We start from the raw sequence: 14,427 nt of genomic DNA, 5'->3' as shown, positions 1-14,427 counted from the left end.
TTACGAATTCGGACGGGCTCCCTACACCAGCAGGCGCGTCGCGGCATGGTCCGTTTGCTGCTGTGTCGTGCTCGCCGCCTGCCTTGGAGACACCATGCGTGTATCGCCCGTATTCGACGTACCCGCCCACGCCCTGCCCGAATTGCTGCAGTACTACGGCGTAGTCCGGGCGCAATCGCTTGCGCTGGCTGCGCCGCTGTCCGACGCCGATGCCACCGTCCAGTCGATGGACGATGCCAGCCCCGCCAAATGGCACCTCGCCCATACCACGTGGTTTTTCGAGGAGTTCGTGCTCGGCCCCAACGTGCCCGGCTACCGGTCAGCCGATCCGCGCTATCGCTACCTGTTCAACTCGTACTATGAGACGGTGGGCGCGCGGCACCCGCGTCCGCGTCGGGGCATGCTGACGCGCCCGACGCTCGATGAAGTGCGGGGCTATCGCGCGCATGTCGATGCGGCCATGCAGCGGCTGCTGGCCGGAGGGGTCTCCGCCGACGTGGGCCGGCTCGTCACGCTCGGCCTGCATCATGAGCAGCAGCATCAGGAGCTGTTGCTGACGGACGTACTTCACCTCTTCGCGCAGAACCCGCTGTGCCCCGCCTATGCCGATACGCCGGTGCCGCGCGTCCATGCGGCGCCGGTGCAGCCCGGCTGGGTCGCGTTCGAGGGCGGAGCCGTGCAGATCGGCAAGACGGACACGGGCGCGGGGTTCATGTTCGATTGCGAGGGCCCGCGCCACACGGTGTGGCTGGAGCCCTACGCGCTCGCCACGCACCCCGTCACCAACCGGGAGTGGCTTGCCTTCATGCAGGACGGCGGATATCGCCAGCCCACGTTGTGGCTGTCCGACGGCTGGGCGTGGGTGCAGCGTGAGGGCATCGAGGCGCCGCTCTACTGGCGCGCCGGCCGCGACGAAGCCGAAGGCTGGCAGCAGATGTCATTGCACGGCCTGCAGCCGGTCGATCTGGACGCGCCCGTCACGCACATCAGCTTCTACGAGGCGGACGCCTACGCCCGCTGGGCCGGCGCACGCCTGCCGACCGAAGCGGAATGGGAGCATGCAGCCGAAGGCCTGCCGGTGCAGGGCAACTTTGCCGGGCCAAGCGCTTCATCGGCGCCATTGAGGCCGCTGCCCGACCACGGCATCACCGAGGCGGGCAGCCTGCGCCAGATGTTCGGCGACGTATGGGAATGGACGGCGAGCCCCTACGGCCCCTACCCCGGCTTCGAGCCCGCCGAAGGCGCCGTGGGCGAATACAACGGCAAGTTCATGTGCAGCCAGATGGTGCTGCGCGGCGGGTCTTGCGCGTCGCCCGAGGGGCATCTGCGGGCGACGTATCGCAACTTCTTCTATCCGCACCAGCGGTGGCAGTTCACCGGGGTGCGGCTCGCGCGGCGGGCGTAGCCGGCGTATCGGGCAACCGGCAGGCGCCTAGCGGTTGCTGTCGAACAGCATGTTGGTCGGGGTGCCGATCGTCTCCTGGCTGCCGGGCGCGGCCGGGGCCGGTTTGGCTGCCGGCATCGGCGCGGGCACGTCTGGCACGGCCGATCTGGCAGGCTGAGCGACGGCCGCCGGTGTTGCCGGTGCCGGCGCATGCGGGGGTTTGCCGGCCTGCTCGGCGAGCTTGCGGCGGCGCGATTCGAGCCCCGCGGCAATCTCGTCCTGGTGATACCGCCGGGCAAAGTCGATCACGTCCATCTTCTGCTGGTTGCGCAGCTCCATGTCGGCGCCTTCGTCCAGCAGCAGCTTGACCGTCGTGATGTGGCCGTTCATGGCCGCCATCATCAGCGGCGTCGTGCCGTTGGGGCTTTCCGCGTCAATGTAGGCAGCGTGCTCGATCAGGTATTTGACGATGTCGTCGTGCCCGTTGGTGGCGGCGTAGTGCAGCGCCGTCCAGCCGGTCTTGTTGACCTCGACGTCGTACGTTTCCACCATCAGCTTCACCAGCGGCAGCAGACCCTGGTAGGCCGCCATCATCAGGGCATTCTCGCCGGCGGCGTTCGTGCGCTCGAAGTCGATGTGCTTGGCGCGGATCAGCGCCTCGGCCACTTCGACGTTCCTGTCCTTGAGCGCATCCACGAGCAGCGGCGTGCCGTCGCGCGTGGTCAGATTCGGGTCCACGCCCTGCGCGACATACTTCTGCACCAGCACCGGCCGGTTGTACTCCACCGCGGTGCGCAGGTCGTCCTGCGGCGTGGCGTATGCGGCGCCCGACAGCGCCATCGCCAAGCCGGCGGCCAGTGTGATTTTTCGCATGTTGTGCTTCACGTGATACCGCAACTTATCGCGGTATTTTGTTGAATAGATTGAAGAAATTCTCGGTGGTGGCGCTAGCGATGCGCTCCAGCGGCTCGCCGCGCAGCGTGGCCAGGAACTCACCGACGTGCCGCACGTAGGCCGGCTCGTTGGTCTTGCCGCGGAACGGCACCGGCGCCAGGTACGGCGAATCGGTCTCGATCAGCATGCGGTCCAGCGGCACCTTCCGGGCGGTTTCCTGCAGGTCCACCGCATTCTTGAACGTGACGATGCCCGAGAACGAGATGTAGAAGCCCAGGTCCAGCGCCGCCTTGGCCACGTCCCAGCTTTCGGTAAAGCAATGCATGACGCCGCGCGCGGCCTCGGCGCCCTCTTCGCGCATGAGGGCCAACGTGTCGTCAGCGGCGGAGCGCGTATGGATCACCAGCGGTTTGCCCGTCTGCCTGGCAGCGCGGATGTGCGTGCGGAACCGATCGCGCTGCCACTCCATGTCGGCCACGGTGCGATCGCCCAGCCGGTAGTAGTCGAGCCCCGTCTCGCCGATGCCGACCACGCGCGGGTGATCGGCCAGGGCGAGCAGGCGCTCCAGCGTGGGCTCTTCGATGCGGGTGCCTTCTTCGACGTCCGCTTCGGCATCGGGATGCACGCCCACGGTCGCGTACACGTTCGGCTCCTGCTCGGCGATCTCGAGCACGCTCGGGAAATCTTCCAGCGTGACGGAGATGCACAGCGCGTGCGTGACGCGGTTCTCGCGCATGCGCGTCAGCAGTTCCGGCAAGCGAGCGCGCAGGTCGGGGAAGTTGATATGGCAGTGGGAGTCGACAAACATCGAATAATCAGCGTGTTACGGCACAAAGTCGATGCGCCGTCTCAGAAGAAGGTCAGAGGGTTTGGGTCGGGCGCTGCGAGCCAAGCTGCTTGCCGAGCAGCTCTTCGATCACGCGCCGCAGGTTACGGCACGGCTCGTCCTCGCCGAAATGCACCCCGATGCCCGGCGTCTTGTTGGGCGTGCCCACGGGCGTGATCCAGGCCACCCGGCCGGCCACCTGGTATTTCTGCGGGCGGTCAAGCAGCGATAGCACGAGAAAGACCTCTTCCCCGATGCGGTACGGGCGCTGCGTCGGCACAAAGATGCCGCCGTTCTTCAGGAACGGCATATAGGCCGCGTGCAGGCCGGCTTCGTCCTTGATGGCCAGCGAGACGATGCCCGGGCGGCTGGGCGCCCCCGTGGCGGTGCCTGGCGTCTGCATGCCGGGCGTGATGGGAGTGGCAGGCGTGCGAAGAGGTGCAGTGCTCACAGGGATTCCAGAGGTTCAGGTTCAGGCAGCGGGAAACAGCTGCCGGTAATCCAGCAAAAGACTCTCGATGACGAGCCGCGCCGCCAGCGGATGCTGCTCGGTGCGGCGGCGCTCCGGCAGCGTACGCGCAAAACGCTCCAGGCGCTCCAGCGGGATCGCCTGTGCGCAGCGCTGCAGCGCTTCACGCTCGGCCGGGAAGTACCGCGGGCGCCCCGCCAGCCTCGCCGCCATCAGGTCAAAGACCCAACGGTGCATGGTACTGAGAACGGCAGGGACCGACAATTTCTGCAGGTGGTCCGCCGTGGCCAGCGCATCGAGCTTTGCACCGTGGCCCAGCTGTTCCAGCAGGAATTGCAGCAACGGCCGGTCCTCCGACTCCGCAGCGGCCAGCGCGGCCAGCGGTGCGTTGCCGAATTCCGCCAGCAGATTCTGCGCGTGCGGCACGCCCTGCTGCTCCAGCCACTGGCGCGCTGCCTCGGGCTGCGGCGGCTGCAGCGGAAACTGCCGGCAGCGCGACAGGATGGTCGGCAGGATGCGGTCGATGCGATCCGTCACCAGCAGGAAGACGGTGTTCTGCGGCGGCTCTTCCAGCGTCTTGAGCAGCGCATTGGCACCTTCGGTCTGCAGCGCGTCGAGCGGGTACAGCACCACCACGCGCAACCCCGCGCGGTGCGTGCCGACGCCCACCGCATCGATCAGGTTGCGCACCTGTTCCATGCGGATGATCTTGCTGGGCGCCTTTTTCTTGCCGTCGGCGTCTTTCTCCGTCTCGGGCGCGTCTTCCATGGCCTCCGGGCGTACGAGGTGGAAGTCCGGATGGTTGCCCTGGGCGAACCAGTTGCAGGCGGCGCAGGTGCCGCACGGCTGCCCGTCCGCGGCCGGCGTGTCGCACAGCAGGCCTTGCGCGACATGCATGGCGAAATCGCGCTTGCCGGTGCCGGCCTGGCCATTGAGCAGGATGGCGTGCGGCAGTTTGGCCCGCATCGCCTGCAGGCGGGCCCAGTCAGCGGATTGCCAGGGATAAAGCATCATGAATCAATAAGTTACGTCAGATTGTTGATGCGGATTCGCGCCATGAAACCATTGTTTCGGTATCGGAAATTGCGTGCAAAATCAAAGCGTTGCAAGCAGATTCTCCAGGTCTTTCTGGATATCACTGCGGTCGCGGTTGGCGTCCAGCACGACAAAGCGGCCCGGCTCGGCCGCAGCACGGCGCAGGTACTCGGCCCGCGTCCGCAGGAAGAACTGGGCGGACTCAGCCTCGAACTTGTCAGGTGTGCGGGCATCGGCCAGGCGGGCTGCCGCAATCTCCGGGGCCAGGTCGAAGAGGATGGTCCTGGTCGGCTGCAGACCTTGCTGCACCCACTGCTCCAGCGCTTCGAGGCGCTCGATGGCCAGGCCCCTGCCCCCGCCCTGGTAGGCGAAGGTGGCATCGGTGAAGCGGTCGGAGATGACCCAGTCCCCGGCGTCGAGTGCGGGCTGGATGACCTCGGCGATGTGCTCGCGGCGGCTGGCAAACATCAGCAGGGCCTCGGTTTCGAGGTGCATGCGTTCGTGCAGCAGCACTTCGCGCAGGCGTTCGCCCAGCGGCGTGCCGCCCGGCTCCCGCGTGACGACCACCTTCTTGCCCTGCGGCGCCAGCCTGGCCTGCAGTTGCTGCGCGAACCAGGCGATGTGTGTGCTCTTGCCCGCACCGTCGATGCCTTCGAATGTGATGAACTTGCCGCTCATGGTTGGCCGCGCTGGTATTTGTTGACGGCCCGGTTGTGGTCCGTCAGGTTGGTCGAAAACTGGCTGCTGCCGTCGCCGCGCGCCACGAAGTACAGCGCGTCCGACGGTGCCGGGTTCAGCGCCGCCTGCAGCGACGCCATGCCCGGCAGCGCGATCGGCGTGGGCGGCAGGCCCGTGCGGGTGTAGGTGTTGTACGGCGTGTCGGTCTGTAGATCGCGCTTGCGCAGGTTGCCGTCAAAGCCGGGGCCGATGCCGTAGATGACCGTCGGGTCGGTCTGCAGCAACATGTTCTTGCGCAGGCGGTTGACGAACACGGCGGCAATCATCGGGCGCTCGAGCTTTTGGCCCGTCTCCTTTTCGATGATGGACGCCATGGTCAGCGCTTCGTACGGCGTCTTGTACGGCAGGTCGAGGGCGCGCTTGGCCCAGGCGTCGTTCAGGCGCTTCTGCATCGCCTGGTAGGCGTGGCGGTACAGCTCCACATCACTGCTGCCCCGCGCGAAGAGATACGTATCGGGAAAGAACAGCCCTTCCGGGTTCGCCTCGGGCGCGCCGATCTTGCGCATCAGGTCCGCGTCCGACAGGCCGGCAGTGTCGTGCTTGAGCGCGGGCTCGGCATCCACCACCGCCCGCATCTGGCGCATGTTCCACCCTTCGATGATGGTGACCACGTAATGGGAGACCTCGCCGCGCGCCATCTTGTCGAGGATCGACATCGGCGTGGCGCCCGTTTCCAGGGCGTAGCCCCCTGCCTTCAGGCTCTTGGCATTGCCGGTGGCACGTGCCAGCAGCGTGAACAGCTGCGGCTGCACGCCCACGCCGGCATTGGCCAGTTGCCTGCTGACCGAGGCCACGCTCGAGTTCGGCTTGATCACCACTTCCAGCGGCGAGGCCGTCAGGCTCACCGGTTGCTGGGCCCACCACACCACGCCGCCTGCCGCCGCGAGCGCAAGCAGGATCGTCAGCAGGATCAGGCGCTTGAAGAAAGAGAACATCGTGTTTGGATCTGCCGCGCGCAAGCCGCCAGCACCGGCGATATGCGCACGCTTGAAATGGATGGACAGGACGCAAACTGTCGCTGGAGCGTGTCATGCACCTGGCTTGCGAAATCCATCAAAAAGCCGTACGGCTGCGTTGCGGCTCGCCACACCCGGCGTTGCCCTGCGACTGTTTGATGCGCTTCGCACGCCTGTCCAGTTGCACAACGCGCTCCAAGACAGCCCAATATAATACCGGGTCACACTCAGGCAGCCCGCACACCATGAATGATGTCTTTCACGATTTCGTCGATACGCTGAGCTTTCCACCGCTCGACGTGCAGTTCGATGCCGCCGCGCGCGGCAGCGTGCTGTGTGCACCGACCGACCTCGCCCGCATCGCCGTCGAAGGTGCCGATGCTGCCGAGTTCCTGCACAACCAGCTGACCAACGCGGTGACGGGCCTCGGCCTGAACCAGGCGCGCCTGGCCGGCTACTGCTCGCCCAAGGGTCGGCTGCTCGCCACGCTGCTGATGTGGCGCCAGGCCGAGACGATCGTGCTGCAGACCGACAAGCGCGTCGCGCCGCCGCTGACCAAACGCCTGTCGATGTTCGTGCTGCGCGCCAAGGCCAAGCTGCGTCCGATGGACGAATTCATCGCCATCGGCGTCGCCGGGCCCGATGCGGCCGATGCGCTGCGCGAAGCCGGCGCCGTGCTCCCCGAGCCCGACGCGGTGTACTCCGTGGCGCAGCAACCGGCAACGGTCGGCCAGCAGGTCGGCGCCGTCATCCGCCTGCCCGACGCCGAGGGCCGCCCGCGCTACCAGTGGATGGTGCACGCCGAGCACTTCCAGCATGCCTGGAATACCCTGTCGTCGCGCCTGTCGCTGATCGGCACGGAAGTCTGGGACTGGCTCAGCCTGCAGGCAGGTGTGCCGCACATCACGCTGCCCACGCAGGAGCAGTTCGTGCCGCAGATGGTGAACCTCGAACTCGTGGGCGGGGTCGACTTCCGCAAGGGGTGCTACCCCGGCCAGGAGGTCGTGGCCCGCAGCCAGTATCGCGGCACGCTGAAGCGGCGGATGCACCGGGCACATGTCAACGCCCCGACCTCCGCCGGCGCCGAGGTCTACAGCGAGGCAGACCCGAACCAGCCGTGCGGCATGGTGGTCAACGCCGCCATGGCGCCGGACGGCGGCACGGACCTGCTGGTCGAGCTGAAGCTGGACGCGGTGGATTCCGTCATCCACCTGGCCACGGCAGATGGCCCTGTGCTGACCCTGCAAAGCCTGCCGTACACCATCCCCACGCCCGAAAACGCCTGACGGCACCGAGCAATCATGGCCGACCATCTGTTCGTCTACTTCCGCGTCGCCGAGCGTGACGCCCAGGCCGCCCTGCCGCGCTGGCAGGCCTGGCTCGACACCGTGGAAGAGGCGACCGGCGTGGCCGGCACGTTGATGCGCCGTCCCGAAGTGCGCGACGGCGTCGTCACATGGATGGAGTGCTACCACGACATCCCGCCCGCCTTTGCCGCCACCTTAGCCGGCCTGTGGGAGACCGGCGGCCCGCGCGACATGATCGCCGGTGAGCGCCACGCCGAGCTGTTTGTCGATCTGGAAAACGGCTGACGGCGCTGCGCCGCAATCGACATCGCAAAAATTCGGCAGGCTGCTATGCTTGGCCGAAGCCCGCGCAACACAGGTCGTCACATGGATCGACCGCGTGGCGTTTTCAAAGGAAGCTGTTATGTGTTTGATTCTCACGGCCTGGCACGCCCACCCCGCCTACGCGCTGGTGGTGGCCGCCAACCGGGACGAATTCTATGACCGCCCCGCCGCGCCGCTGGCGTGGTGGAGCGATGCGCCGAACGTGCTCGGCGGGCGCGATCTGGCACAGGTCGTCGGCCACGCAGGCACGTGGATGGGCATGACGCGCGACGGCCGCTTTGCCGCGCTGACCAACTACCGCGCACCCTCCGAGCGCCGCCCGGATGCGCGATCGCGTGGCGAACTTGTCGCCGATTTCCTGACAGCGGACGACGTGTCCATCCCGGCCTATCTCGACAACCTCACGGCCCGCAACCGCGCCTACAACGGCTACAACCTCCTGACCGCCACCCGCGATGAACTCTGGTGGACGAGCAACCGCGCCGAGGCGCCGCGCAAACTGTCGCCGGGCGTCTATGGGCTGTCGAACGCGCTGCTCGATACACCTTGGTTCAAGGTGCGGCACCGCATGGCCGCCTTTGCCGAAGCGCTGGCCGCCGATACGGGCCGGCATGGCAATGCGGTGGATGTCGGCCGGTATCTGGCGCTCTTGTCGGAAACCCGCGAAGCCCCGGCCAGCGCGCTGCCCTCCACGGGCGTGGCGCCGGAATGGGAAAAGCTGCTCTCCGCCGCGTTCATCCGCTCGCCGCGCTACGGCACGCGCGCCAGCACCGTGGTGCGCATTCGTCACGACGGCTGCTTCGACGTGACGGAGCGCCGCTTTGACGCTCAAGGCCAGATTGGCGAGACGCGCTATCTCGGCGTGCTCGACACAGTCACCCACGCCGACACCTGACGCTCAGGCGGCTTCCCGACTTGCGCCCGGGGCCGCGTCCACCTCCATTTCCGTGACCGCCGTACCGCCCGGGCGCAGCGCCGAATGCTCGCGCCGCGAGTGCACCAGCGGATAGAACATCTGGGCTGTCCACCGCTCCGGGCCGAACAGCGCGTCGTCCTGCAGGCCGATTTGCGCCGGGTACTTGCGCGTGATGTGCGCCGTGCCGAACAGCACATCCCAGAAGAACAGCAGGTTGCCGAAGTTGCCCTTGTAATGGCCGATGCCATCGGCGTTGGTCAGCGCGTGGTGCGCCCAGTGCGTGGCCGGCGTGGAAATCGTGCGTTCGACCACCCACATCACCGGACGCAGCGCGCGAATGCGGTACAGCGGTGCATCCCACGGCCACGCGCAATGCGCGCCGATGATGACCGCCAGCTTGACCACCACGTACGCCGCATAGACGGGCCCGAAGCCCAGGTACACCGCCACGCCGCCAATCCACAGGCCCGGCATCATCAGGTAATAGAAGAAGTTGTTGCGGTACGTGATGCGCACGCTCATGTAGGGCGCACTGTGATGTGCGCGGTGCAGCGGCCACAGCAGCGGCGTGTGCGATGCGCGGTGCCACAGATACTGGGTCAGGTCGTCCCCGACCAGCAGCAGGCCCGTCATGGCCCACCACGGCAGGTTCGCCCACGCGTTGTGCTGCGCCGGGATGAGCCACTTGCACAGCGCATTGCTGCCCAGCATTGCGATCGGCTGCGTCACGGCGATGAGGCTCACGAACATCAGCGCCTCGAGCCAGGCATCGTTGGCGGTGGCGCGCCCGCGCACGGTGGCCTGGTAACGCCGCGTGACGAATTCCATGGCGGCAAAGCCGAGGATGCAGGCAGCTATCAGGGCGTGCTCCATCTGGGAACTCATCGCGGCGTCTCCTCACGTTGAATGGTTGTGAAGACGATGCTAGGCGTGGCGCTTCAATGCGTCTAATGCATAATCGACATCTGTTCAATGCACGGAACGCAATGCCATGGATCTACGCCGCCTGAGCCATGTCGTCGCCTTGGCCGACACGCTGCACTTTGCACGGGCGGCGGAGCAGGTCCACCTCAGCCAGCCGGCCTTCAGCCGCAGCATCCAGGCGGTGGAAGACGATCTCGGCATCCGCCTGTTCGACCGCGAGACCGGCGACGTACGTCCCACGCCCGCGGGCGCCTTCGTCATCAAGCGCGCGCGCCAACTGCTGTTCGAGGCGCGTTGCCTGCAGCGCGATGTTGAGCTCTACCGTGACAGCCATCTGGGCGACACCGCCTTCGGGGTCGGGCCGCTGTTGACGGCCACGCTGATGCCGCAGGCGCTGCGCGAGTTGCGCCAGCAGCATCCGCAGGTGGCGCTGCGCATGGAGGTGGGCAACTGGGCGCAGCTGCTCGAACGCCTGCGCAGCGAGAACATCGAGTTCTTTGCCGCGGACGTGCGCGACATGCCGGCAGACGCCGCGCTGGATGTCCAGCCGATCGGCGGCCAGCCGCCGCATCTGTATGCGCGGGCGGGCCATCCGCTGGCCGGGCGCAAGGCGACGCTGCGCGAGGTGTGGGAATACGGCGTTGCCGTGCCCAAGCTGCTGAGCCCATCCAAGATGGATCTGGCGAAGCTGCTCGGGCTGCCAGCGGGCCAGCAGGCCACCATCGCCCTGGAATGCGACAACTACGGCGTGCTGAAGACGGTGGCGCTCACCACCGACACCATCCTGGGCGCCACGGATGCCGCCGTGCGCGAAGAGCTGGAGGCCGGCACGCTGGTCCGGCTCACGGTGAAGGGCTGGCTCTCGCAGCCGTCCACCACGGGCATCGTGCGCTTGCGCGGCAGGACGGCATCACCCGCAGCGCAGGCGGCCATCGCAGCCATCGTGCGGGCCGCCGAGGCCATCAACGTGTGAGCACGCGGCGCATGGTCCGGTGCGGGATGCCGGCTTCTTCAAATTCCCCGCCCTCGGCCGTGAAGCCGGCGCGCGCATAGAACGGCATGGCGTGCGTTTGCGCGTTGAGGATCAGCTCCCGATACCCGAGCGACTGTGCCTTCGCGATCAGCGCTTCGAGCACGCGCGCGCCCACGCCCGTACCGCGCGCCTCCTTGCGCACCGCCATGCGGCCGATATGCCCGTCGGGCAGCAGGCGGCCGGTGGCCACGGCGCGCCCGGCGGTATCGCGCGCCAGTGCGTGCCAGCATTGGTCATCCCATTCGTCCCATTCCAGCTCGACGGGCACGCCCTGCTCGATGACGAACACGTCGTAGCGGATGGCGCGGGCTTCTTCGCGCACGGCGTCCCAGCGGTCGACTTCTACGCCGGCCAGCGGGCGGACAGATTCAGGAGCAGTCATGTTCGGGTTTCAATACTTGAACGTTGAAGAGGGGTTCGGCTATTCGGTCTCAGTGCCGAAGGCGCGGCGCAGCGCGCTGGCGGCATCGCGGTGCGCATCTTCCACGGCCGGCACGAAGCGGCCGATCTTGAAGAAGTCGTGGATCATGCCTGCATACAGCTTGAGTTCGACCGGCACCTCGGCCGCGCGCAGCTTGTTGGCGTAGCCGATGCCGGCGTCGCGGATGGGGTCGAAGCCGGCCACGGCAATCCACGCGGGGCACACGCCGGTCACATCGGCGCCGTGGCCGCCGGCGTCGAGCGGGGCGAAGCGCCAGTCGTCGCGGTCGGCGTCGCTGCGCAGGTATTGCGAGAAGAACCAGCGGATCATCTCCTGCGTGAGCAGGTAGCCCTCGGCGAATTCGCGGTGCGAAGGCGTGCTCTCTCGCGCCGTGGTGCCGGGGTAGATCAGCAGCTGCAGCACGGGAGCGAGGCCCCGGTTGCGCGCCTCGATGGCGCACACGGCGGCGAGCGTGCCGCCCGCGCTGTCGCCACCGAAGGCAATGCGCGCCGGGTCTGCGCCGATGCTGGCGGCTTCATCGAAGACCCACTGCATCACGTCGAAGGCGTCCTCGGCGGCGGTGGGGAACTTCCACTCGGGCGCGAGCCGGTAATCGACCGACAGCACCATCGCCCCGGATTTGGCGGCGAGCGACCGGCACAGCTGGTCGTGCGTCTTGATGCTGCCGACCGTGAAGCCGCCACCGTGGAAGTACACGAGCAGCGGCAGCGGGTCGGCCCAGCTTGCCGCGCGGGCAGCGTACGTGCGAATGGGAATCGGGAAACCATCGCGCGCCGTGACCGTCAGGTCGTGCACCGACTCCAACGGAATGGCCGGGATGTCGACAATGGGGCTGCTCTTTTCGTAGGCGATCTTGGCGTCGGCCGGGTCGAGCGCATTGAGCGGCGGACGCTTGGCACGCGCCACGAGATCAAGCAACTGGGCGACGTGCGGGTCGAGATGCGGGTGCGGCGTTGGGTGCTGCATGCAGGGGAACTGAACGATCGTTCTAATATGGCTATCATCGGAGTATCCATTGAACCACGCCCGCGCCACAAGACGGGCACACAGACACCACCGGAGACAGCATGGCCCTCATCTACTACCTCACCCACGTCCACCTCGGCTTTGGCACGATCGACGAACTGAAAAGCGAATGTGCGCGCGTGGGCATCCGCCGCCCGATGGTCGTGACCGACAAGGGCGTGGCCGCCGCCGGGCTGGCGCAGCGGGCCATCGACGCCACGGGCGGGCTGCCCGTCACCGTATTCGACGAGACGCCGTCCAACCCCACCGAAGCGATGGTGATGAAGGCCACCGCGCAATACAAGGACGCCGGCTGCGATGGGCTGATCGCCATTGGCGGCGGTTCGTCGATCGACCTCGCCAAGGGCATCGCGATTGCCGCAACGCACCCGGAGCCGCTCACCACGTACGCCACCATCGAAGGCGGCAGTGGCAAGATCACGGAAGCCGCAGCGCCGCTGATCGCCATTCCCACGACGGCCGGCACCGGCAGCGAAGTGGCGCGCGGAGCAATCATCATCCTGGAAGACGGCCGCAAGCTCGGTTTCCACTCGTGGCACCTGTTGCCCAAGTCGGCGATCTGCGATGCGGAACTGACGCTGGGCCTGCCGCCGATGCTGACCGCCGCCACGGGGATGGACGCCATCGCGCATTGCATCGAGACTTTCCTCGCGCCAGCCTTCAATCCGCCTGCCGACGGCATCGCGCTGGACGGTCTGGAACGGGCGTGGGCGAACATCGAGCGCGCCACGCGTGATGGCGCAGACCGCGATGCGCGGCTGAACATGATGAGCGCGTCGATGCAGGGCGCGATGGCGTTTCAGAAGGGGCTCGGGTGCGTGCATTCGCTGTCGCACCCGCTGGGCGGCGTGAAGGTCGACGGCAAGACGGGGCTGCATCACGGCACGCTCAATGCGGTGGTGTTGCCGGCGGTGCTGCGCTTCAACGAGACGGCAGAGACGGTCGTGCGCGACAACCGCTATGCCCGCATGCGCCGCGTGATGAACCTGCCGGCCGGCGCTGATCTTGCGCAGGCGGTGCATGACCTCACCGCGCGCCTGGGCCTGCCCACGGGCCTGCGCCAGATGGGCGTGCCGGAAGACGCGCTCGAACACGTGGTCGAGGGCGCCCTGCTCGACCACTGCCACAAGACCAACCCGCGCATCGCCACGGCGGACGACTACCGCCGCATGCTGGCCGAATCGATGTAACGGCGTTGTTCAGCCGACGAACGACCGGATCAGCGCGGCAATGCGCTCCGGTTGTTCGTGCACGACCCAGTGCGTACCGTCGGGAATGCGCTCCAGGCGCATGTCCGGAATGAACCGCTCTAGCCCGTTGAGCAGGCTTTTCGGCAGCGCCATGTCCATCTCGCCCCAGATCACGAGTGTGGGCACCTTGACGACGAACGCCTCGGGCGGCATCTGGTCGATGCGCAGCGGCGCCGTGCCTTCGGTGGGCGGGTGCAGCGGCGAGGCGCGGTAGTAATTCACGCCGCCTGTCAGGCCATGCGAGCCGCCTTCGCCCGGCCGGCTCCAGGCCGCGTGATAGCGCGCCCGCACCTCGGGCGTGAACCATTCGGCCACGGGCTGGCCCATGCCGCTGAAGAAGCCTTCGAGCTTTTCGAAGTCGTTGGCGGCCAGCGCCTCTTCCGAGCCCGGCTTGCGCAGCCAGTTCATATACGCCGACGAAGCCTGCTGTGCCGGATCGCTCAGCAGCGCATTCGCAAACACCCAAGGGTGCGGCGAGTTGATGATGACCAGCCGCTCCACCCGCTCCGGATGCTGGATGGCAAGGTTCCAGCAGATCGCCCCGCCCCAGTCGTGCGCGACCACGATCGCGCGCTCATAGCCCAGCGCCGCGATGAACTGCTCCAGATCCTGCACGAGCATCTTCGGGCGGTACGCATCGACCGCGGCCGGCTTGCTCGACAGGTTGAAGCCGCGCATGTCGGGGGCCACCGCAAAGTGCGTGTCACCAAACGCGGCGAGCTGCGCCTCCCACTCGTACCAGAACTCCGGGAAGCCATGGACAAACAGCATGAGCGGCGCACCGCGCTGGCCGGCGCTGGCGTAATGCAGCCGCGTGCCGTTGGGCAGGTCGGCGAATTGCGATTCGGTGATGGCGGCAGTGGGTGCGGCGGTCATGGCAGTCCCGGAAGTCTTGGAGGTGTG

16 protein-coding genes are annotated in these 14,427 nt (G+C 67.2%); 6 read left to right on the top strand and 10 right to left on the bottom strand.

The window, feature by feature from the left end; translation table 11 throughout:
* Positions 1 to 94 precede the first annotated feature (94 nt).
* Complete coding sequence (gene egtB / locus A6M56_RS14275; protein WP_102079792.1) at positions 95 to 1,405, top strand: ergothioneine biosynthesis protein EgtB; 1,311 nt, start codon at positions 95 to 97, stop codon at positions 1,403 to 1,405.
* 27 nt (positions 1,406 to 1,432) lie between these two features.
* On the opposite strand, the gene A6M56_RS14270 is transcribed toward egtB, so the two are convergent.
* The 6 genes from A6M56_RS14270 to mltG form a co-directional block, all read right to left on the bottom strand.
* Positions 1,433 to 2,257, bottom strand: coding sequence for an ankyrin repeat domain-containing protein (locus A6M56_RS14270; RefSeq protein WP_102080258.1), 825 nt, complete (start codon positions 2,255 to 2,257; stop codon positions 1,433 to 1,435).
* A 25-nt stretch (positions 2,258 to 2,282) separates the two neighbouring features.
* Complete coding sequence (locus A6M56_RS14265) at positions 2,283 to 3,086, bottom strand: TatD family hydrolase (protein ID WP_102079791.1); 804 nt, start codon at positions 3,084 to 3,086, stop codon at positions 2,283 to 2,285.
* Positions 3,087 to 3,138: 52 nt separating this feature from the next.
* The gene (locus A6M56_RS14260) at positions 3,139 to 3,507 is read right to left on the bottom strand and encodes a PilZ domain-containing protein (protein ID WP_180964251.1); all 369 of its coding nucleotides are present in this window, start codon (positions 3,505 to 3,507) and stop codon (positions 3,139 to 3,141) included.
* Positions 3,508 to 3,576: 69 nt separating this feature from the next.
* On the bottom strand, positions 3,577 to 4,587 hold the full coding sequence (locus A6M56_RS14255; protein WP_102079790.1) for a DNA polymerase III subunit delta': 1,011 nt from the start codon (positions 4,585 to 4,587) through the stop codon (positions 3,577 to 3,579).
* A gap of 81 nt (positions 4,588 to 4,668) precedes the next feature.
* Positions 4,669 to 5,286 carry a dTMP kinase gene (tmk, locus tag A6M56_RS14250; protein ID WP_045786819.1) on the bottom strand — a complete coding sequence of 206 codons (618 nt, stop codon included), beginning with the start codon at positions 5,284 to 5,286 and terminating at the stop codon, positions 4,669 to 4,671.
* Complete coding sequence (gene mltG / locus A6M56_RS14245; protein ID WP_062739198.1) at positions 5,283 to 6,281, bottom strand: endolytic transglycosylase MltG; 999 nt, start codon at positions 6,279 to 6,281, stop codon at positions 5,283 to 5,285. Before mltG ends, tmk begins: the two co-directional genes overlap by 4 nt.
* Before the next feature lie 266 nt (positions 6,282 to 6,547).
* Here mltG and ygfZ point away from each other — a divergent pair, with 266 nt between their 5' ends.
* The 3 genes from ygfZ to A6M56_RS14230 all read left to right on the top strand — a co-directional run bounded on the left by ygfZ (position 6,548) and on the right by A6M56_RS14230 (position 8,828).
* Positions 6,548 to 7,588 carry a CAF17-like 4Fe-4S cluster assembly/insertion protein YgfZ gene (ygfZ, locus tag A6M56_RS14240; RefSeq protein WP_062739197.1) on the top strand — a complete coding sequence of 347 codons (1,041 nt, stop codon included), beginning with the start codon at positions 6,548 to 6,550 and terminating at the stop codon, positions 7,586 to 7,588.
* A gap of 15 nt (positions 7,589 to 7,603) precedes the next feature.
* Positions 7,604 to 7,894 (top strand): DUF4936 family protein, encoded by a 291-nt coding sequence (locus A6M56_RS14235; protein ID WP_045786816.1) that lies wholly within the window; start codon positions 7,604 to 7,606, stop codon positions 7,892 to 7,894.
* Between the two features lie 118 nt (positions 7,895 to 8,012).
* On the top strand, positions 8,013 to 8,828 hold the full coding sequence (locus A6M56_RS14230; protein WP_102079789.1) for an NRDE family protein: 816 nt from the start codon (positions 8,013 to 8,015) through the stop codon (positions 8,826 to 8,828).
* Positions 8,829 to 8,831: 3 nt separating this feature from the next.
* Here the strand turns inward: A6M56_RS14230 and A6M56_RS14225 are convergent, their stop codons facing one another.
* Positions 8,832 to 9,734, bottom strand: a complete 903-nt coding sequence (locus A6M56_RS14225; protein ID WP_102079788.1) for a sterol desaturase family protein — start codon at positions 9,732 to 9,734, stop codon at positions 8,832 to 8,834.
* Positions 9,735 to 9,840: 106 nt separating this feature from the next.
* On the opposite strand from A6M56_RS14225, the gene A6M56_RS14220 reads away from it, so the two are divergent.
* Positions 9,841 to 10,746 carry a LysR family transcriptional regulator gene (locus A6M56_RS14220; RefSeq protein WP_102079787.1) on the top strand — a complete coding sequence of 302 codons (906 nt, stop codon included), beginning with the start codon at positions 9,841 to 9,843 and terminating at the stop codon, positions 10,744 to 10,746.
* Here the strand turns inward: A6M56_RS14220 and A6M56_RS14215 are convergent.
* Together A6M56_RS14215 and A6M56_RS14210 are read right to left on the bottom strand one after the other, a co-directional pair.
* Positions 10,736 to 11,188, bottom strand: a complete 453-nt coding sequence (locus tag A6M56_RS14215; RefSeq protein ID WP_045786812.1) for a GNAT family N-acetyltransferase — start codon at positions 11,186 to 11,188, stop codon at positions 10,736 to 10,738. The two genes, A6M56_RS14220 and A6M56_RS14215, sit on opposite strands and share 11 nt — an antisense overlap.
* A gap of 39 nt (positions 11,189 to 11,227) precedes the next feature.
* Complete coding sequence (locus A6M56_RS14210) at positions 11,228 to 12,214, bottom strand: alpha/beta hydrolase (RefSeq protein ID WP_045786811.1); 987 nt, start codon at positions 12,212 to 12,214, stop codon at positions 11,228 to 11,230.
* Positions 12,215 to 12,315: 101 nt separating this feature from the next.
* Here A6M56_RS14210 and gbd point away from each other — a divergent pair, with 101 nt between their 5' ends.
* On the top strand, positions 12,316 to 13,464 hold the full coding sequence (gbd, locus tag A6M56_RS14205) for a 4-hydroxybutyrate dehydrogenase (RefSeq protein ID WP_045786810.1): 1,149 nt from the start codon (positions 12,316 to 12,318) through the stop codon (positions 13,462 to 13,464).
* A 9-nt stretch (positions 13,465 to 13,473) separates the two neighbouring features.
* Here gbd and A6M56_RS14200 read toward each other — a convergent pair whose 3' ends face one another.
* Entirely contained in the window at positions 13,474 to 14,400 is a 927-nt protein-coding gene (locus A6M56_RS14200; RefSeq protein ID WP_045786809.1) for an alpha/beta fold hydrolase, read from the bottom strand.
* Positions 14,401 to 14,427: the final 27 nt, after the last annotated feature.

Source organism: Ralstonia sp. RL (assembly GCF_001683835.1).
GTDB lineage: Bacteria > Pseudomonadota > Gammaproteobacteria > Burkholderiales > Burkholderiaceae > Ralstonia > Ralstonia mannitolilytica.
This window is presented reverse-complemented; position numbering and strand designations above follow the sequence as displayed.